We start from the raw sequence: 19,152 nt of genomic DNA on the forward strand, positions 1-19,152 counted from the left end.
TCACTCCTCGACAATCGGACAGTTCCGCACGCGGAAGCGCTCGCTGTCGACGACCTCGACGATCTCGGTCCCGTCGTGGGTGCACGAGAACTCGGGCGGGTCGGCGAAGTGTGGGCACTTCTGGCAGTACGTCTCCTTCTCGACGACGTGCTCGGGAGCCTCCGCGCCGTCGAGCGACGTCGCCGTCTCGTCCGCCAACGGGCCGAGCCCGGGCGGTCGCCCGTCGCCTTCGGCATCGACGGACTCCCAGAGTGCCTCTCCGCCGATCTCGGGAACCGACATCTCCTCGAACGGATCTTCAGCCGTCGCCTCCTCGGATCGCTTCGCGCGGCGGCGCTCGGAGAGCCGTCCGGCCAGTTCCGAGAGGGGGGCGTCGTTGTCGGGGGTCGAACCGTCTGTGTCGATCCGCTCGTCGCCGTCGGTCATCGATCCGTCACCTCGTTGTCGGAGTGGGGGGAGTCGTCGGTATCTGCCTCAGGCCCCGATTCGATCGCCGGCGGTGTCCCGACGTTCAGTCTGTTCGTTCCGAAGAAGAACCGCTTCGGCTCGATCCCGTCGAACGGCGCGCCGCAGTGGGGACACGTCGGTTCGGTGAGCAGCGCGAGTTGGACCGCGTCGCCACAGCTTCCGCACGACGCCGCCGTGACCCCGTGACGGTTCGCCTCCCGCTGGAGCTCTGCGACCGCCTCGCGTCTCTCCAGTCGACGTTCGAGAGCGTCGATTCGCGAGCGTGCGTCGACGACTGCGGCCCCGAGTCGATCGAGCTTCGAGTCGTGCTCCTCTGTGGTATCCGCGAGGCCCTCCAGAATCGACTCGTAGTTTTCGAGCCCCGCGTTCATTTGACGTTCGATCTCCGGGTGATCGTGCTCTTCGGACGCCTTGGCGTCCGTTTCGCGCTTGAGCTGAATGACGCGCTGACGGACGTCGGAAATCTTCTCGTCGAGGTCGTTCTCGACGGCGGCGATGCGGTCGACGGCGTCGCGCAGTTCAGTTTCCAGTTCGTCGATGGCGTCGGCCTCGGCTGGCTCGTCGCTCTCCTCGAATGCGCGGTGAGCGTCGACTAAGCGACGAAGGAACTCCTCGCGCGCGATCCCTTCTGCCGCCGCTCGGTCGGCCACCCACTGATCGAGCTCGTCCGGGAGGTCGTCGACGGGCTCGGTTTCCATCTACGCGTTGTTGGTTGTGGGATACTTAAATTACTGCCGGGCAGCCGGGAGCACCTCCGGCGGACGTTTATAACCGATGACGCGGCCAGACGGGGCGTGCGTTACCGACAGGCCCGCGTCGGGAGGCGGTTGTCCGGCACGTCGACGCGGTAGCACGGCGGGAATCGGACCCGTCGTGCAGCGGGTGCCGGCTGTTCGCCTTCGCGTTGCTCACAGCGCAACGTCGGATCGAGGCGGTGTCTGCTACTCTAGGTACTCCTCTTCGCGCTCGGTGTCGTCGCGGCCGCCGTCGTCGGAGCGGCGGTTCACGTCGACTTGGTAGTGCTTGAGGATGTCGCGCCCGAGGAGTAGCGGGTAGTCCATATGCGAGCGGTCCTCGACGCTCGCGGTGACGGTGTGCTGGGTGCCGCCGATCCCGATCACGAGGTCGACGACGGGGCGCGCCTTTCCGGTCTTCAGAGAACCGGACTTGACGCGCGTCATACTCTTGATGGGTCCGGCACCGATCTCGGCGGCCAGCGACGTGTCGATACTGGTTCTGGTCGCGCCCGTGTCGGACTTCGCTTTCGCCTGCGTCGAGCCGCTGGTCCCGGAGACGACGACTTCCTCGATGTAGCCGATCGTCGGGCGGTCGCCGATGGGGCCCCTGTCGATGCGCGGCATTCCCGCCGGACGAGAGTCATCGAGCGTCGCGGATAACTCCTCGACGCGCGTGTCGTCGACCGCGCCGCCGACCTGCTCGATCGCGAGCTTGGCGATGTACGGCGCAGGGCTCCGGCCGGTCGCCTTGTGCAGGCCTTTGAAGCCCGCGGTCGGGTTGACTTCGAGGACGAACCAGCCCTCCTCTCCCTCGATGAGGTCGACGCCGACGTAGTCGAGTTCCATCACCTCGGCGGCGTACAGCGCGGTCTCTCTGGCTTCCGTCGGCATATCGTCGGTCGCGTCGACGACGTCGCCGCCGAGCGCGACGTTCGTCCGCCACTCACCTTCCGGCGCGTATCGGTACATCGCGCCGACGATCTCGCCGTCGACGACGTAGACGCGCAGGTCGCGGTGTTTCTCCTCGTCGCGGTCGATGAGGTCCTGCAGGAACGCCTGTCGGTTCCCGACCTTGGGGTTCACGGGTTCGGTGAGGTCGACCTTCCACGTACCCCCGCCGTGCGTGCCGATCGCGGACTTGTAGACGCCGACCTCGCCGAATCGGTCTCGACCTTGGTTCAGCCGGTCGTTCGACAGCGCCAGCAGTGCGTCCGGGACCCTGATGTTCCAGTTCGCCAGCGTTGCCGCCGTCGCGAACTTGTGGATCGCCGTGAGCACCGACGCCGGTTCGTTCAGCATCGGACGGATCCGCTCGAACGTCGTCGCCAACCCGAGCAACTCGGCGGGCTCTTCGGTGTTCGAGAGCAGTAGTCGGTTGGCGATGATGTCTACCTCCGGTTCGACTCTCACGTCGCCGTCTTCGACGCTGATAGCGGTGTTCTCGCGTCGCAACCACACGCCCTCGTGGCCGAGGTCGTCGACAGCGTTGAGGATCGCCTTCGTCTCTTTGCTGTTGTGAAGTGAGAGGACGCCAACGCGCACCGGATCGCCGTCAGTAGACATACTACATCGTATTCGAGCAGAGAATAAAAGCGGTGCCGATTGACGGGCATTTCGGCCGATGTGAGCGTGTCTCATCCGAATACGGCCCCCGATCTCTCCGGGTGCGAGCGTTTATCCCGTCGGGTGTCCGAACTCGCCTATGACCACGGACGAGACCTTCACGTACAACGGCGGGAAGGTCGACCCCGGAGAGCGGCAGAACCTCCGATACGGGATCAGCGAGACGTATCTCGGCGATCCCGTCCGCATCCCGGTGACGATCATAAACGGTGAACGACCCGGGCCGACGGTGTTTCTGTCGGCCGCGGCGCACGGCGACGAACTCAACGGTATCGAAGTCGTTCGCGAGGTCGCCCACGAGTGGGATCTCACGGATCTCGCCGGGACACTCGTCTGCCTCCCGGTGTTGAACGTCCCCGGGTTCTTGGCCCAACAGCGCTACCTCCCCATCTACGATCGCGACCTGAACCGCTCCTTTCCGGGGCGCGAAGACTCGACGAGCGCGAAGCGAATGGCTGCGCGGATCTTCGACAACTTCGTTGCACCCTGTGACTTCGGTATCGACTTCCACACCTCGACGCGCGGGCGGACGAATATGCTCCACGTGCGCGCCGATATGTCCGACGACGACGTCGCCCGCTTATCGAGGGCGTACGGTTCGAACGTGATCATCGACACCGAGGGCAGTGACGGAGTCCTCCGGACGGAGGCGACTCGAGTGGGAATTCCGACCGTTACCGTCGAGATGGGCGAGGCCCACCGATTCCAGCGGGGGCTCATCGACGACGCGCTCGCGGGCGTCCGAAGCGTCTTCGCCGAGTACGAGCTCCTCGAAACCCAAGCCGTCCGCTGGCCCGGCTGGCGCACCGTCATTGACGGTGCCAACGAGAAGACGTGGATCCGCGCCGACGCCGGCGGTATCGTCGATATGCACCACGAGCGAGGATCGCTCGTCCGAGAGGGCGAGCGCATCTGCACGCTCACGAACCCGTTCAAAGACGACAACGTTGCGGTCGAAGCTCCTTTCACCGGGTTGCTCGTCGGCATCCTGGAGAACCCCGTCGTCTATCCCGGAAACCCTCTCTGTCACCTCGTCGAACTCGAATCCGAGGTCCGCCGGGTCGTCGAGCGCGAGCAGGCGAACCGCGGCGCGGAGACGGACGGCGCGCTCGATGTCGAGCCGTAGTGACTGATCGCGGATCGGCTTCGGTCTGATACCGACGCTGTCGCCGTGTTTTTTCGGCATCGATTCCGAGCCGCACACGTAAGTTCTATAGTGGGTCCGGCCCGACACTCACGAGAGTATGAGTCAGTCTTACAATCGGGGCCTCATCGAGGACTTCGGCCGTTGGCGGGAGTTCTCAGCGGGGATGTGGGCTTGGGTGTTCCACAAGTTCACGGGGTGGGTACTCGTGGGATATCTGTTCACCCACATCGCCGTCCTCTCGACGGCGCTTCAGAGCCCGGGCGCGTACACGACGACGATCCAGTCGTTGGAGAGTCTGTTGGTCGTGCGCATCCTCGAAGTCGGGCTGTTGTCGGTGGCCGTCTTCCACATTCTCAACGGGCTTCGGCTGCTGTTCGTCGATCTCGGCGTCGGACTCGAATCGCAGGACAAGAGCTTCTATGCGTCGCTCGTTCTGACGGGCGCGATCGCCGTCGCGAGCGTGCCGACGTTCCTCGCGGGGGTGTTCGGCTGATGGCCGAGCGCTACTCCTCCTTCGAGGCCGGCGGCCGCTTGTGGCTCTGGCAGCGCATCACGGCCGCGTTCTTGGTGGTCGTGCTCGCGTTTCACTTCTTCCTGCTACACTTCGTGAACCACGCCGACGAGGTCACGTTCGCGATGTCGCAGGCGCGGATGCAGGAGCTGACGTACTTCTCGCTCATGATCTTGTTCCTGCTCGCCGCGACGTTCCACGGCGTCAACGGTGTCTACAACGCCCTCGTCAACCAAGGCCTCACGGGAACCCGAAAGACCGCCGTGAAGCTAATTCTCTCGGCTGCCAGCCTCGTCGTGATCGTCCAGGGCGTTCGAACCGCATTCGCGTGGGCCGGAGGCGTCCCACTCTAATCGACTCCACAGATGAGCACACAAGTATCTGACCAGACCGACGACGAATCGTCCGCCAGCGAGGCAGAAACGGCACCCGCCGCCCAACAGCGCCGGATGGAGAAGAAACGCCAGCGCGCCGCGGAGGCGGCCGAAAAACGGCAGGCCGACGAAGCGGAGGCGGCCCTCGCCGACGAGGAGACGTACCACCTGAAGGTGTTCCGGTACGACCCCGAGATCGAGGGGAAAAAAGAGCCGCGCTTCGACGACTTCCACGTCCCCTACCACAAGGGGATGACCGTCCTCGACGCGCTGATGTACGCCCGCGACACCTACGATTCGAGTCTCACGTTCCGGCACTCCTGTCGGCAGGCGATCTGCGGGTCGGACGCGATGTTCGTCAACGGGTCACAGCGGCTCTGCTGTAAGACGCAGCTTTCAGACCTCGAAGAGCCGGTTCGCGTCGAGCCGCTCCCACACGCGGAGGTCGTCAAGGACCTCGTCGTGGACTTGGAACACTTCTACGATCAGATGGAGGCCGTCGAGCCGTACTTCCAGACGAACGACCTGCCGGAGGGAGAACTCGAAGAGCAACGGCAGTCCAGAGAGAACCGCGAGAAAGTGAAGATGTCGACGCGCTGTATCTGGTGCGGCGCGTGTATGTCCTCGTGTAACATCGCCGCCGGCGACAACGAGTATCTCGGCCCCGCCGCCATCAACAAGGCGTACCGCTTTACGATGGACGAGCGCGAGGGCGAGGATATGAAACAGCAACGCCTCGAGATCCTCGAACAGGAACACGGCGTCTGGCGGTGTCAGACGCAGTTCTCCTGTACGACCGTCTGTCCGAAGGACATCCCGCTGACCGAGCACATCCAGGAACTGAAGCGCGAGGCGGTCAAAAGCAACCTGAAATTCTGGTGATATAATGTACGAACACGACGTTATCGTGGTGGGTGCGGGAGGCGCTGGCCTCCGCGCGGCCATCGCGGCGCAGGAAGAGGGAGCGGACGTGGCGATCGTCTCGAAGCTGCATCCGGTGCGAAGCCACACCGGCGCGGCCGAGGGCGGCATCAACGCCGCGCTCCGCGAGGGCGACTCGTGGGAGGATCACGCCTACGACACGATGAAGGGGTCGGACTACCTCGGCGACGCCCCCGCTATCGAGACGCTCGCGAAGACGAGCCCCGAGGAGGTCATCCAGCTCGAACACTGGGGGATGGCGTTCTCCAGAGAGGAGGACGGCCGCGTCAGCCAGCGGCCGTTCGGCGGGCTCTCGTTCCCGCGGACGACTTATGCCGGCGCTGAGACGGGCCACCAGCTCCTGCACACGATGTACGAGCAGCTGGTCAAGCGGGGAATCGAGGTGTACGACGAGTGGCACGTCCTCGATCTCGCCGTCAGCGACGAAGAGGCCCCGAAAGATCGGACCTGTCACGGCGTCGTCGGCTACGACGTCCAGTCGGGCAACATCGAGGGCTTCCGCGCCCGCGACGGCGTTATCCTCGCGACGGGCGGGCTCGGCCAGGTGTACGACCACACCACCAACGCGGTGTCGAACACCGGCGACGGCGTCGCGATGGCCTACCGCGCCGGCGCGCCGATCGAGGATATGGAGTTCATCCAGTTCCACCCGACGACGCTGCCGTCGACGGGCGTGCTCATCTCCGAGGGCGTCCGCGGCGAGGGTGGGATCCTCTACAACGAGGCGGGCGAGCGGTTCATGTTCGAGTACGGCTACGCGAGCAACGACGGCGAACTCGCCTCCCGCGACGTCGTCTCTCGCGCGGAACTGAATGAAGTCAACGCGGGCCGCGGCATCGAGGACGAGTACGTTCATCTCGATATGCGCCACCTCGGCGAGGAGCGCATCATCGACCGCTTGGAGAACATCCTCCACCTCGCGGCGGACTTCGAGGGCGTCGACGCCCTCGAGGAGCCGATGCCGGTCAAGCCCGGCCAGCACTACGCGATGGGCGGCATCGAGACCGACGAGAACGGCGAGACGTGCATCTCGGGGCTGTACGCCGCGGGCGAGTGCGCCTGCGCCTCGGTCCACGGCTCGAACCGCCTCGGCGGCAACGCCCTGCCGGAACTCATCGTCTTCGGCGCGCGTGCGGGCTATCACGCCGCCGGACGCGATCTCGGCGAGGCCGAAGTCACGACCGGAAAGCGCGGCGACTGGGAACCCGGTGAGGTCGAAACGCCGGTCGAACCCGGTGCCGTCGAACCGGACGTCGAGGCCGACGCATCCGATGCCGTCGCCGACGGCGGATCCGGTCTGGATTCCGAGGAATTCGTCGAGCGCGCCACCGAACGCGCCACCGAACACGTCGAGTCGCTGCTCGCGAACGACGAGGGGCGGAACCACGCGGAGATCCGCGCCGAGGTCCAGCAGTCGATGACGGAGCAGGTGAACGTCTTCCGCGAGGAAGACGCCCTCAAGCAGGCGCTTCGCGACATCCGCGAGGCGCGGGAAGCGTACCAAGACGTCGGCGTCGCCGACCAGTCGCGGACGTTCAACACGGACCTGCTGCAGACGATCGAAACGCGGAACATCATCGACCTCGCGGAGGCGATCACGCTCGGCGCGCTCGTTCGCGAGGAGTTCCGCGGTGCCCACTGGCGGCAGGAGTATCAGGAGCGCGACGACGAGAACTGGCTGAAACACACGCTGCTGTCGTGGAACGACGGCTCGCCGGAACTGTGGTTCAAGCCGGTGATCTTAGAAGGCGAAGAGAAACGCTACGAGCCGAAGATCCGCAGTTACTGAAGTCGCGTCTGCGGCCTCTCCCAACTTCTATTCCCGTCATAAACACTGTCTCGGATCCGCTGCAACGGATAGTACCGTTTGCAGCGGATGCTGGGTGCTGGGTACTCGTCCTCGCATACGATCGCATAAGCGTGTGAGAAACGACGTGCAAACCCTATGGAGACCATAGCTATATTTCACCGACCCGAGAACGGTCGCTACGATGGGCTTTCCGGACGCATTTCGTGGGGATACGGCCAGTGCTCCGTGGTCGCCTCTCGTCCCGTCGCTCGTGCTCGTTGCCGGGGGCCTCGTGCTTTTCGCCGGCAGCGTCCACGCCGGGGTCGCGATCGCGCGCGGCGGGCCGATTATCGAGGTCCTGTTCAACTTGCTCTTCGTGGCGATTTCGGGAAGCATCCTCGTTTACGCCGGGTACTGGTTGCCCCGGTCGGAGATTCCGTCTCGGTACTTTGCCCGGATTCTCGCGTGGCTTCTCTCCGGCGTCCTCGTGATGTTCGGATTCATCCTGTTACGTGACCTCCATCCGGGCGTCTCCGCGGAGTGGTCGGTCGGCTCGCAAGCGATCGCGTTGACGCTCGGCTCGCTCGGCGGTCTGTTGATCGGTGTCCAAGAGACGCGAGCCACGATACGCGCCGAACAGTTGCGGGAGCGGACCGGCGAGCTTGAAGCGCGCGAGCGGGAACTGGAGCAACAGAACGAACGGTTAGAGGAGTTCGCGAACGTCGTCTCTCACGACCTTCGGAACCCACTGAACGTCGCGTCCGGGCGGTTGAATCTGGCCCGATCTGCGACCGACGACGACACCGAACACCTCGACCACGTCGCCCGCGCGCACAGTCGAATGGAAGCACTCATCGACGACCTCCTCACGTTGGCTCGGGACGGTACCAGCGATGTCGACACCGAACGGTTCGGCCTCGGCACGGTCGTTCAAGAAAGCTGGACAACCGTTGATACGGCGGATGCCACGCTCATTATCGACGTCAACCGAACGGTTTGCGCCGACCAGAACCGGGTGAAACAGCTCTTGGAGAACCTCATTCGCAACGCCGTCGAACACGGCGGAAGCGACGTGATCGTTTCGGTCGGCGAACTGGACGGTGGGTTTTACCTCCAAGACGACGGCGCTGGAATCCCCGCAGACATCCGAGACCACGTCTTCGAGACCGGCTATTCCACGAGCCAAGACGGAACCGGGTTCGGGCTGAGTATCGTCAACCAGGTGGCCGATACTCACGGGTGGGAAGTCACCGTCCGAGAGGGGCCGAACGGCGGAGCGCGCTTCGAGTTCACCGGGGTCGATCGAGAATCTGACGCGTGATGTAGTCGCGCTTGCAACTGGTTGCTCATCCGATGAACGCGGTCGTGCGATCGAGTGAGTGGAGGATTGCAAACGCTACTACACGAACCGTTCGCTGTCGCTCACGGATTCAGATGCGAGGGGAGGGATTTGAACCACGGTCACAGCGGAGCTGCTCCCTGATTCAAATCCCTCAGTGTCTACCGAGTCCTCGCTGTCGCTCGGACATCGAGTGCGAGGGGAGGGATTTGAACCCACGGACTCCTACGAGAGCGGATCTTGAGTCCGCCGCCTTTTCCAAACTCAGCCACCCTCGCGCATCCCGTGCTTCGATTTCGGGTAGGTTTAAGCCTCCGGTTTTTCGCCGTCGACTCGGCATAGCAGCGTTTGCAAGTCTTCGCTCACCCGATCGAACGAAGTGGTGCGATCGGGTGAGTAATCGGTTGCAAACGCTACTATGGTGATCTCGGCTGCGACGCCTCCCTATCGCTCTTCGAGCCCCGCGCGGATCCGCGACGGCACTTCGAGCCAGATCGCGGCGACGACGGCGGGGCCGACGGCGGCGAGGGCGACGAGCGAGATCCCACCGCCGACGACGAACAGCGCGAGGAGACAGAGCAAAAGGAGGGGAACGGCGATCACGATCAGCCCGCGTGCGACCACGTCGGCGACGCCGGCGGCGTAGTCCTTGACCGCGCCCGGCAGTTCACGAAGCGGCGGCTCCTCGGTCATATCCGACTCAACGCGGGACCGATTCAAAGTGTTGTCCCTCCGGCGTCGCCTCCGCCGCGTTGTCCGCGCCCCCTCGATCGCTCACCACTCGTCGACCGTCACCACTCGATCACGTCGCGGTCGCGCCAGAAGCGTCCCGCGGGCGACTCGGGACGGAAGCGACAGAGCCACGTCGGCGTGTCCGCGCCCTCTTCGACCGACCGCGTCGCGTCGTCGCCGCCCATATCCGTTCGAACCCAACCGGGACACACCGAGTTCGCCAGCAGCCCCTGATCGGCGTATTCGCCGTGGAGATACGCAGTGAGGCCGTTCACGCCCGTTTTCGAGACCCGATAGGCCGGCGAGCCGCCCGACTGACCCTCGCCGAGTGCGCCCATCCCCGAGGAGAGGTTGACGACGCGCCCGCCCTCGTTCTGGAGCAACAGCGGCACGGTGTGCTTACAGACGAGCATCGGCCCGCGGAGGTTCGTCGCGAGCGTGCGATCGATCGTCTTCACCGATTCGGAGACGAGGTCGCCGTCGAACTCGCCGACTCCGGCGTTGTTGACGACGATGTCGAGTCGGCCCGCCGTCTGGAAGATCTCGTCGGTCGCATCGGAGATCTCGCCCTCCTGAGTGACGTCGACGAGGAGGTGTTCCCACCCGTCGGGAACGTCGTGGGTGACAGATCGGGTCGCCGCGAAGACGGTCGCGCCGAGCTCAGAGAGGTTCTCGGCGATCTGGCGGCCGATTCCGCGGTTCGCCCCGGTGACGAGTGCGACTTGGCCGTCGAGCGAGTCGTACAGCTCCGTCTCCGGCGTCTGCTCGGTCATCGGTTCGGTACTCGAACGGGAGCTAAAAGGAGATTGCGTCTCGGGAATCGTCGTCGGCTCCGGGAGCGACACCGTCGTTCGACGGTCTGTGGTCTGTGTCAGTATCGGTCCTCTGTGGGGGCTAGTCGAAATCGCGCCGCATCGCGATCTCGAACCACGGGCAGAGCCGGAGCTGACGGTACCACTCCGGATGCTCGTGGAGGTGCTCGTAGTCGGCCCACAGCAGGCCCGCGATCTCCTCCTCGTCGGGGTCCAAGGAAGTGTCGTCGAGCGTCACCTTCAGGACGGCACAGACCTCCCACTCCAGCCCGGCGTTCTCGTAGTAGCGCTTGTACTCGAACTTGTCCGTCACGCGGAGGTCGCTGTACTGATCTGGCGTGATGCCGAGTTCCTCTTCGAGGCGCTGACTCGTCGCCTCGATCTGGGTCTGCCCCTCGACGGGGTGAGAGGCGACCGTGCCGTCCCAGTGGGTGTCCCAGAGCCGCTTGTCCGGCGCGCGCTGGCCGAGCAGGATCCGCCCTTCCTCGTCGAAGACGAGGCAGGTGAACGCGCGGTGACGGATGCCGTCGCCGGTGTGCGCGTCGAGGCGGTTGGCGAGGCCGGTCTGGTTGTCGTCGGGGTCGACGGTGATCACGTCTTGGAGGGCGTTCTCGTGGACGTCCTCCCCGCTGGATCCGTCGGGCGCGGGAGCGTTCTCGCGCTGATCTGCACTCATACTCGCCTTCTCGGAGAGCGAGAACAAGGAATCTTCGATGCGCTGTCGAGCGGCTACCCACCGTCGGCTGCGAACCACTCGTCGACGGCGAGGCGCACGCGACGTCGCACCCGTACGTCAGTGCTCGGGCGGCCGAGGCTCACCGCGTCGGCCCCGTAGCGGAGATACTCTCTGACTGACTCGCGGTCCCGAACCTCGTTGTTGGCGACGACGAACAGTCCCGGGGCGGCCGTCGAGACGCGCTCGACGGCCGATTCGGTGTCCATCGCGTCGACGTGAATGACGTCCGCGCCCGCCGCTTCGACCGTGCGCGCCGTCTCCGCGAGGTCGACGCCGGAGATTTCCGCTCTGACCTTCACGCTCACCGTCGCGTCCGTCTCGGCTGCCGACGAGACGTACTCGGTCAATCTATCGGCGTCGCGCAGCAGCGCCTCACCGCAGCCGATCTCGCACATCTCCGCTTGGCGACAGTGGGCGTTTATCTCGACGATCGCGTCGCGCTCGGCGCAGACCGCGGCCACCTCGGAGACGGGGTCGACCGTCGCGCTCCGGACGTTGACGCCCGGGCGGATCGGCGCGTCCGCGAGCGCGTCGAGTTCGCGGGCGACGAACGCCAACGGATCGGCGGGGAGAAACTCCGTCCGGTCCCGCTCGACCATCGCTCGGGCGGCCTCCCGGGTCGCCTCGTCGAGAGCGATGCCCCCGAGGAACGCCGCGCCGGCGTGATCGCTGCCCGCCCGCGCCCACTCGGCGTCGGACTCGCCGCTGAGGCTCGCGAGCGCGACGCGCGGCTGGAACAGGTCCGAGGTCGGTCTATCCTCGGGCATCACGCGACCTCCGAAAGCGCCGTCTCGACCGCCCGCGCGACCCGTTCGGCGTCGTCAGCGTCGTCCATCCGCGTATCGGTCCGGACGACCGGCCGATCGAGTTCGGTCCCGTCTGCCTCGTCGAGGACGAACGCGTCGGCGAAGGGGTACGCGTCGGCGACACCCGCCGTCGACGGCTCGCGGCCGACGCCCGCCATCAACTCTGCCGCGGGCCCGGAGAACACTTCGTCCTCGAGGAACGGCGAGACGGCGACGACCGGCGTCGACGCCAGCGCGTCCGCGAAGGTGTCCATCGCCAGCATCGGGCCGAGGCTGGTGACGGGGTTCGAGGGGCCGATCACGACCGGATCGTCGAGCGCGTCGAGCACCGCCGGTGTCGGTGCTGCGGACTCCGTGCCCCGGAATTCGACGTCTCGAACTGCGGGCTCCGCGTGGCGGTGGACCCAGTACTCCTGAAAGTGCATCGGCCCCTCGGGCGTGTGAATCATCGTCGTGACCGGATCGTCGCTCATCGGCAGGAGCTTGATATCGAGGTCGAACGCGTCGGCGAGCGTCCGGGTGACGGCCGTCAGCGACCGCCCCTCGTCGAGCAGCGAGGTCCGCGTGAGATGGACCGCGCGGTCGCGGTCGCCGATCTCCATAAACTCCGCGACGCCCGAGAAGCGCCGCCAGCGTGCGATGTCGCGCCCGGCGGTTTGGGCGGCGTCGGCGAGGTAGCGCGGGCCCGAGTCGAATCCCGCGGCGTCGGCCAGTCGGTGCAGTTCCTCGTGCGTCGCGGTCGTGTCGCCGCCGATCCCCCACCACGTCTCGGTGTCGAGGACGCCGCCGCCGTGAAAGAGCACGGTGTCGAGATCGGGACAGACCAGAAACCCGCCGAGTTCGACGTCGTCGCCGGTGTTCGCGACGACGGTCGTCTCCGCCGGATCGAACACTCGACCCGCGCCGTCGAGGAGTTTCGGCGTTCCCGTCCCCCCGGCGAGAAACGTGACCATATCCGGCCTTGGACGTGCGCCGATTTCAACGTTGGCTCGTCGGGCGCGCGTCCGTCCTGCGTCCGCGTCGGGGCGAACCACCGCGTCTTGACGGGGGTTTTGCACGCGCTGTCCGTCACTCGGTGTGAGCGTTCCGTTTGTAACCCGGTTCCGCCAGACGCCGCGATTGGGGATCACGCGCCGCGGCAGCGGCGGTAAGGACCTCCTCGTCGTCCTCGGCTGGGGTAACAAACCGACGGACTCGCCGCCGACGAGGCGTGACGATCGACGCGCGCCTTCGCGTGTGAGCCGGACCCGCCGAGCGATCGAGTTTCGGGGTTGAACTGCGCTTCAATATAAATGCAACTACTTGCCAATCTCTCACACGAATTAATCGCAAGACAGCGGCGCTGTGGAAATACTGCGTGGTTGTCCACGTCTAGTAACCTTTAACCGATTTAGACCAGTAGTTGCGGTCAAGATGGCGAGCAACAAGATCCTCGGTATCGACCTCGGCACCACGAACAGCGCGTTCGCGGTGATGGAAGGGGGCGACCCGGAGATCATCGTGAACTCCGAAGGTGACCGTACCACGCCCTCCGTGGTGGCGTTCACCGACGACGAGGAGCGACTCGTGGGCAAACCCGCGAAGAACCAAGCGATTCAGAACCCCGACAAGACGATCCGCTCGATCAAGCGGCATATGGGCGAGGAGGACTACACGGTCCAAATCGATGACGAGGAGTACACGCCCGAGCAGATCTCGGCGATGATCCTCCAGAAGATCAAGCGCGACGCCGAGGACTACCTCGGCGACGAGATCGAGAAGGCGGTCATCACGGTCCCGGCGTACTTCAACGACCGCCAGCGACAGGCGACGAAGGACGCCGGCGAGATCGCCGGCTTCGAGGTCGAGCGCATCGTCAACGAGCCGACCGCGGCGTCGATGGCGTACGGCCTCGACGACGACTCCGATCAGACGATTCTCGTCTACGACCTCGGCGGCGGCACCTTCGACGTGAGCGTGCTGGACCTCGGCGGCGGCGTCTACGAGGTCGTCGCGACCAACGGGGACAACGACCTCGGCGGCGACGACTGGGACGAGGCCATCATCGACTGGCTCGCCGAGGAGTTCAAAAACGACCACAATATCGACCTCCGCGAGGACCGCCAAGCGCTCCAGCGGCTGAAGGACGCCGCCGAAGAGGCGAAGATCGAGCTGAGCAGCAGAAAAGAGACCACGATCAACCTTCCCTTTATCACGGCGACGGACACCGGCCCGGTCCACCTCGAAGAGACGCTCACGCGTGCGAAGTTCGAATCGCTCACCGAGGACCTCATCGAGCGGACTGTCGGCCCGACGGAGCAGGCCCTCTCGGACGCGGGCTACGACAAGGGCGACATCGACGAGGTCATCCTCGTCGGCGGGTCCACTCGGATGCCGCAGGTCCACGACCAAGTCGAGGAGCTGCTCGGTACCGAACCGAAGAAGAACGTCAACCCCGACGAGGCCGTCGCGCTCGGTGCGGCGATCCAAGGCGGCGTCCTCGGCGGCGAGGTCGACGACATCGTCCTGCTCGACGTGACGCCGCTGAGCCTCGGAATCGAGGTCAAAGGCGGCCTCTTCGAGCGCCTCATCGAGAAGAACACGACGATCCCGACCGAGGAGTCGAAGATCTTCACGACGGCCGCGGCCAATCAGACCTCCGTGAACGTCCGCGTCTTCCAAGGCGAACGCGAGATCGCAGAGGAGAACGAGCTGCTGGGCGAGTTCCAGCTCACGGGCATCCCGCCCGCGCCGGCCGGAACGCCGCAGATCGAGGTCTCGTTCAACATCGACGAGAACGGTATCGTGAACGTCGAGGCTGAGGACAAAGGCTCCGGTAACGCCGAGTCGATCACCATCGAAGGCGGCGCGGGCCTCTCCGACGACGAGATCGACCGGATGCAGGAAGAAGCCGAAGAGCACGCCGAGGAGGACAAGGAGCGTCGCGAGCGCATCGAGGCTCGTAACGAGGCCGAGAGCACAATCCAGCGCGCGGAGACGCTGCTCGAAGAGAACGAGGAGAACGTCGAGGACGACCTCCGCGAGTCGATCGAGGAGAAGATCGAAGCCGTCGAGGAGACGCTCGAAGACGACGACGCGACGAAAGAGGACCTCGAAGACGCCACCGAGGCGCTGACGACCGAACTACAGGAGATCGGCAAGCAGATGTACGAGGCCCAGCAGGCCGCCGGTGGCGCGGGCGGCGCAGGCGCTGCGGGTGCCGGACCGGGCGGTGCCGCCGGCGCTGGACCCGGTGGAATGGGCGATATGGGCGGCGCGGCCGCCGACGGTGACGAGTACGTCGACGCCGACTTCGAGGACGTGGACGAGAACGAGGACGAATAGTCCTCGGTCTCGTTCGCTCACGAGAGCTCTGCTCTCGTGAACGTTCAGGAGGACGACGAGGAGTCGTCCTCCTGAGCCAGTCAAAAATCTACGATTTCTGATGACGTAGACGAGAACGAGGACGAATAGTCTCTCCCGTTCGCGCGAGCGCGGCTTTTCGGGTAACAATCTCGCTGTCGAACGAATCGACGGACGACGCGGGTTACTTTTATGTAGCTGATCAATAGTGTTTCCGTTGACGTATGACGAAGGCACTCAAGGCATCCGGATTCCTCGGATTGGCCGTGATGATGGCGGTCGGACTGCATCAGTTCGTGATTCTCTCCGGCGGAAACCCCGTTCCGGGGTGGATGATCGGCGGACACGCCCACCTCGGCGTGCTCTCGATCCTCGCGATCGTGATGGGCTTTGCCGTCCCCGCGCTCGGCGTCACGGGGTCGCTCAGAACGGCGGTAACGGTGCTGTACATCGCGGGGCAGTGGGGGATTCCCGGCATCGTCTGGCTCGGCGAGGGCTTCGGCCTCCTGTTTTTGATGCCGACGGGCTTCCTCTGGGGGGGCTGTCTGATTATCTCGATGCTCATAATGTTCTACGTGACCGTCGCCGGCGACGCCGACGCTGGCGGCAGCGGACCGGCTGCGATGGCACCGAGCGACGACTGACCGTGCGGTCGTCGGGGCGTCTTCGGCGATGACTGCCGAGCGCTCCCCCGATTACTAAATATACACCTTCTTGGATATTTGTGGTCGATAGGGGCACCGAAGGTAGCATATGGACGGGTTTTTAGCCCCCGGCGTCCGTAGCGAGACGTATGCCTGACGGGCGGGATCCCTCGAACCCCACACCCGGACGAGAGCCGACGGACGCGCGATCGACGACCGCCGAATCGACGACGACGCCCACGGCGGCCGACCTCTCCGGGCCGACCGAGAAGTGCGGCGTCGTCGGCGTCGCGCTCGCCGACCGCGCCGCGTCGCGCCCGTTGTATTACTCGCTGTACGCGCTCCAGCACCGCGGCCAGGAGTCGGCGGGGATCGTCACTCACGACGGCTTCCAACAGCACAGCCACGTCGAGATGGGGCTCGTCGGCGACGCCTTCGACGAATCCGACCTCGACTCGTTGGCGGGCACCACCGGTATCGGCCACGTCCGCTATCCGACCTCCGGCGGCGTCAACGCCTCCTGTGCGCAGCCCTTCTCGGTCTCGTTCAAATCGGGCTCGCTGGGCCTCTCGCACAACGGCAACCTCGTCAACGCCGACGAGATCCGCGAGGAATTGGCGAACCTCGGTCACGCCTTCACCTCCGACGGCGACACCGAAGTCATCGCACACGACCTCGCGCGCAACCTCCTCGAAGCGGACCTCGTCCGCGCGGTCAAGCGGACGATGGATCGCATTCACGGGTCCTACGCGCTGACCATTATGCACGACGAGACCGTCCTCGCCGTCCGCGATCCGCAGGGCAACCGTCCGCTCTGTATCGGAAAACTCGACGACGGCTACGTCGTCGCCTCCGAGTCGGCCGCCATCGACACGCTCGACGGGGAACTCGTCCGCGACGTCCGCCCGGGGGAACTCGTCGTCCTCGAACCCGACGGCTCCGGGTTCGACTCCTACCAGCTCGTCGAAACGGAGAACACCGCGCACTGCTTCTTCGAGCACGTCTACTTCGCCCGTCCCGACTCGGTCATCGACGACACGCTCGTCTACGAGGCGCGGCGGAGTCTCGGCCGCAAGCTCTGGGCGGAGTCCGGCATCGAGAGCGACGTGGTGATGCCCGTACCCGACTCCGGGCGGGCGTTCGCCTCCGGCTACGCCGAGGCCGCCCACGAGACGACCGCCGACGGCGCGGAACGCCCCGCCGAAGAGAGCGGCGTCGAGTTCGCCGAGGGGCTGATGAAGAACCGCTACGTGGGTCGGACGTTCATTATGCCGACGCAGGACGAGCGCGAGCGCGCGGTTCGACTGAAGCTCAACCCGATCAAGAGCACCATCGAGGGCAAGTCGGTGACGATCATCGACGACAGCATCGTCCGCGGGACGACGTCCCGTCAGCTCGTTTCCCTACTCAAAGACGCCGGCGCGTCCGAGGTGCACGTCCGGATCGGCGCGCCGCCGATTGTCGCTCCGTGTTATATGGGAATCGACATGGCCTCCAGAGACGAACTCATCGCGGCCGACCGGTCTGTCGAGGAGATCCGCGAAGAGATCGGGGCTGACACCCTCGGATACCTCTCGATCGACGCCGTCGCCGACGTGCTCGGCGAGTCGCGGCTCGATCTCTGTCTCGGCTGTGTCACCGGAGAGTACCCCTACGACATCGATGACGAGGCGACCGACCGCGACGTCACGCGCCCGGTGATCGACGATCCCGAGCCGAGACCCGCCGACGACTGATCGGAGAGCGGATTCCGGCCGCCGCGAGCTACAGACAGAACATAAACGGATTGACCAGTGCGACGCGATCTCCGTCCTGCAGTTTCGTGTCGAACCCGTCGAGGTTCTCGTTGAACTGACCGTTGACGAGGACGCGAGCGTACGCGCGTGTCTGCTCGCCGTCCGGGTTCTTCCGAAGGCGTCCCGGGACGTCGGCGGCGTCGATCGGTGCCCATCCACGAGTCGTCGACTCCGACTCCGACTCCGTTTCGGCGATCACGAGGTCGCGGACGTCGTAGTCGGCGAAGAACGACTCGCCGAACTCTCGGAGGGTGTCGCCCCCGAACGTATAGGTGAGTTTCGGCGTCCCGAGCGCGTCGCGGACGCGTCCCGTCGCGCGGACCTCGACGGTCGTCTGCACCCGTTGTTGAACGGTCTGCGACTGAGCCATACCACCCCTACGTCACCGCGACGTATATGCGCAGAGGCGAAGATGTTCGCGTCGTCGAGTCGGACCGGGCGACCACGGACTGAGTCAGTAAATGACGTACAACAGCAGGTAGACGACGTCGCCGAGCGCGAACGAGACGAACCACAGCGCGGCGGCGACGCGGCCGACGCGCGCGTGCGGTGAGTCGTAGAGCGCGGAGACGGGGCGCGTGAGTGCGAGCAAGAGCACGTAATACAAAAGCGGGATGCAAACGATCGCGAGCAGGACGTGAACCGCGAGCGTCGGGAGGTAGAGGAACCGATAGACTGCCTCCGGGCCGGGAAAGGAGGCCGGGCCGACGAGGGCGATCCGGTAGAGGTAGAGAACGAGGAACGCGACGAACAATCCGAGCGTCGTGAGCATCATCGCGCGGTGGCGGTCGACCGCTCCACCGCGGATGAACCGCACGCCGAGCGTGATCGTCACGAGTGCGAGGGTGCTGAGCACGGCATTGACGTGCGGAATCGATTCGACGAGCGCGTCCGGTGCGTTGGGTAACGCCGTCGGTGGGACCGCTCCCAAGACGGCGGTGAACACCGCCGCGAGCGAGACGGCTGAGAGCGCAGCCGTGAGTTCGAGGACGTGGTCTCGCGCGTGAATGACCATACTCGAATGGCCGGACGGAGCGGTGAAAACGGTGCCGACTGTACCGCTGCTCGCCGTCGAAAGGAAACTCATTTAACTTACCCCGGATTACCAGAGATTGCACGATACGACACTGCGAGCGTGGGTAGCCAAGCCAGGCCAACGGCGCAGCGTTGAGGGCGCTGTCCCATAGGGGTCCGCCGGTTCAAATCCGGTCCCACGCATCGCACGGCGGCACACCCGTCACTCGATGCAGGTGCTCATCCCTTCGGGGACACAGCACCCACGCACAAATCCTACTGACGCTATCTTCACTAGCCGAGGCGTCGTCTCTTCTTCCGCGCGAGACGTCGTCGACGA

General features: G+C 65.2%; 19 protein-coding genes and 2 tRNA genes. 10 read left to right on the forward strand and 11 right to left on the reverse strand.

The genetic code is table 11. The features are described from left to right. The 3 genes from U5919_RS13855 to U5919_RS13865 form a co-directional block, all read right to left on the reverse strand. Positions 1-426, reverse strand: a complete 426-nt coding sequence (locus U5919_RS13855; RefSeq protein ID WP_336025024.1) for a DUF8135 domain-containing protein — start codon at positions 424-426, stop codon at positions 1-3. Next, the gene (locus U5919_RS13860; RefSeq protein WP_336025025.1) at positions 423-1,166 is read right to left on the reverse strand and encodes a CopG family transcriptional regulator; all 744 of its coding nucleotides are present in this window, start codon (positions 1,164-1,166) and stop codon (positions 423-425) included. The genes U5919_RS13855 and U5919_RS13860 overlap by 4 nt, the downstream gene beginning before the upstream one ends. A 243-nt stretch (positions 1,167-1,409) precedes the next feature. Then, positions 1,410-2,768 (reverse strand): putative ATP-dependent zinc protease, encoded by a 1,359-nt coding sequence (locus tag U5919_RS13865; protein WP_336025026.1) that lies wholly within the window; start codon positions 2,766-2,768, stop codon positions 1,410-1,412. 139 nt (positions 2,769-2,907) lie between these two features. Between U5919_RS13865 and U5919_RS13870 the strand changes: the two genes are divergently transcribed. The 6 genes from U5919_RS13870 (at position 2,908) to U5919_RS15955 (ending at position 8,912) form a co-directional block, all read left to right on the forward strand. After that, a complete protein-coding gene (locus tag U5919_RS13870; protein WP_336025027.1) occupies positions 2,908-3,954 on the forward strand; it encodes a succinylglutamate desuccinylase/aspartoacylase family protein in 1,047 nt (348 codons plus the stop codon). A gap of 118 nt (positions 3,955-4,072) precedes the next feature. Next, entirely contained in the window at positions 4,073-4,468 is a 396-nt protein-coding gene (gene sdhC / locus U5919_RS13875; protein WP_336025028.1) for a succinate dehydrogenase, cytochrome b556 subunit, read from the forward strand. Beyond that, a complete protein-coding gene (locus tag U5919_RS13880) occupies positions 4,468-4,839 on the forward strand; it encodes a succinate dehydrogenase/fumarate reductase transmembrane subunit (protein WP_336025029.1) in 372 nt (123 codons plus the stop codon). The genes sdhC and U5919_RS13880 overlap by 1 nt, the downstream gene beginning before the upstream one ends. A gap of 12 nt (positions 4,840-4,851) precedes the next feature. Next, positions 4,852-5,742, forward strand: a complete 891-nt coding sequence (locus tag U5919_RS13885; protein ID WP_336025030.1) for a succinate dehydrogenase/fumarate reductase iron-sulfur subunit — start codon at positions 4,852-4,854, stop codon at positions 5,740-5,742. Positions 5,743-5,746: 4 nt separating this feature from the next. Beyond that, positions 5,747-7,591, forward strand: coding sequence for an FAD-binding protein (locus U5919_RS13890; protein WP_336025031.1), 1,845 nt, complete (start codon positions 5,747-5,749; stop codon positions 7,589-7,591). Positions 7,592-7,793: 202 nt separating this feature from the next. Next, on the forward strand, positions 7,794-8,912 hold the full coding sequence (locus tag U5919_RS15955; protein WP_425604220.1) for a sensor histidine kinase: 1,119 nt from the start codon (positions 7,794-7,796) through the stop codon (positions 8,910-8,912). Positions 8,913-9,124: 212 nt separating this feature from the next. Here the strand turns inward: U5919_RS15955 and U5919_RS13905 are convergent. The 6 genes from U5919_RS13905 to cofD form a co-directional block, all read right to left on the reverse strand. After that, positions 9,125-9,208, reverse strand: a tRNA-Leu gene (locus tag U5919_RS13905). Between the two features lie 166 nt (positions 9,209-9,374). After that, entirely contained in the window at positions 9,375-9,623 is a 249-nt protein-coding gene (locus U5919_RS13910) for a hypothetical protein (protein WP_336025032.1), read from the reverse strand. 98 nt (positions 9,624-9,721) lie between these two features. Continuing rightward, the gene (locus tag U5919_RS13915) at positions 9,722-10,435 is read right to left on the reverse strand and encodes an SDR family NAD(P)-dependent oxidoreductase (RefSeq protein WP_336025033.1); all 714 of its coding nucleotides are present in this window, start codon (positions 10,433-10,435) and stop codon (positions 9,722-9,724) included. Positions 10,436-10,556: 121 nt separating this feature from the next. Beyond that, positions 10,557-11,150 (reverse strand): NUDIX hydrolase, encoded by a 594-nt coding sequence (locus tag U5919_RS13920; RefSeq protein ID WP_336025034.1) that lies wholly within the window; start codon positions 11,148-11,150, stop codon positions 10,557-10,559. Between the two features lie 53 nt (positions 11,151-11,203). Next, positions 11,204-11,977, reverse strand: coding sequence for a tRNA-dihydrouridine synthase (locus tag U5919_RS13925; protein WP_345786350.1), 774 nt, complete (start codon positions 11,975-11,977; stop codon positions 11,204-11,206). Continuing rightward, positions 11,977-12,969 (reverse strand): 2-phospho-L-lactate transferase, encoded by a 993-nt coding sequence (cofD, locus tag U5919_RS13930; RefSeq protein WP_336025035.1) that lies wholly within the window; start codon positions 12,967-12,969, stop codon positions 11,977-11,979. Before cofD ends, U5919_RS13925 begins: the two co-directional genes overlap by 1 nt. Before the next feature lie 460 nt (positions 12,970-13,429). Here cofD and dnaK point away from each other — a divergent pair, with 460 nt between their 5' ends. From dnaK to purF, 3 genes are all read left to right on the forward strand, one after another. Continuing rightward, on the forward strand, positions 13,430-15,340 hold the full coding sequence (gene dnaK / locus U5919_RS13935) for a molecular chaperone DnaK (RefSeq protein WP_336025036.1): 1,911 nt from the start codon (positions 13,430-13,432) through the stop codon (positions 15,338-15,340). Positions 15,341-15,582: 242 nt separating this feature from the next. Next, complete coding sequence (locus U5919_RS13940; RefSeq protein ID WP_336025037.1) at positions 15,583-16,002, forward strand: DUF8059 family membrane protein; 420 nt, start codon at positions 15,583-15,585, stop codon at positions 16,000-16,002. A 149-nt stretch (positions 16,003-16,151) separates the two neighbouring features. Further along, the gene (gene purF, locus U5919_RS13945) at positions 16,152-17,738 is read left to right on the forward strand and encodes an amidophosphoribosyltransferase (protein WP_336025038.1); all 1,587 of its coding nucleotides are present in this window, start codon (positions 16,152-16,154) and stop codon (positions 17,736-17,738) included. Positions 17,739-17,766: 28 nt separating this feature from the next. Here purF and U5919_RS13950 read toward each other — a convergent pair whose 3' ends face one another. Together U5919_RS13950 and U5919_RS13955 are read right to left on the reverse strand one after the other, a co-directional pair. Continuing rightward, positions 17,767-18,168 carry a MoaD/ThiS family protein gene (locus U5919_RS13950; RefSeq protein ID WP_336025039.1) on the reverse strand — a complete coding sequence of 134 codons (402 nt, stop codon included), beginning with the start codon at positions 18,166-18,168 and terminating at the stop codon, positions 17,767-17,769. An 84-nt stretch (positions 18,169-18,252) separates the two neighbouring features. Beyond that, the gene (locus U5919_RS13955) at positions 18,253-18,813 is read right to left on the reverse strand and encodes a DUF420 domain-containing protein (protein ID WP_336025040.1); all 561 of its coding nucleotides are present in this window, start codon (positions 18,811-18,813) and stop codon (positions 18,253-18,255) included. 118 nt (positions 18,814-18,931) lie between these two features. On the opposite strand from U5919_RS13955, the gene U5919_RS13960 reads away from it, so the two are divergent. Next, a tRNA-Leu gene (locus U5919_RS13960) sits at positions 18,932-19,016 on the forward strand. The last annotated feature ends 136 nt before the right edge of the window (positions 19,017-19,152 follow it).

The sequence above is a fragment of the Halobellus sp. LT62 genome (genome assembly GCF_037031285.1).
Lineage (GTDB): Archaea > Halobacteriota > Halobacteria > Halobacteriales > Haloferacaceae > Haloquadratum > Haloquadratum salinisoli.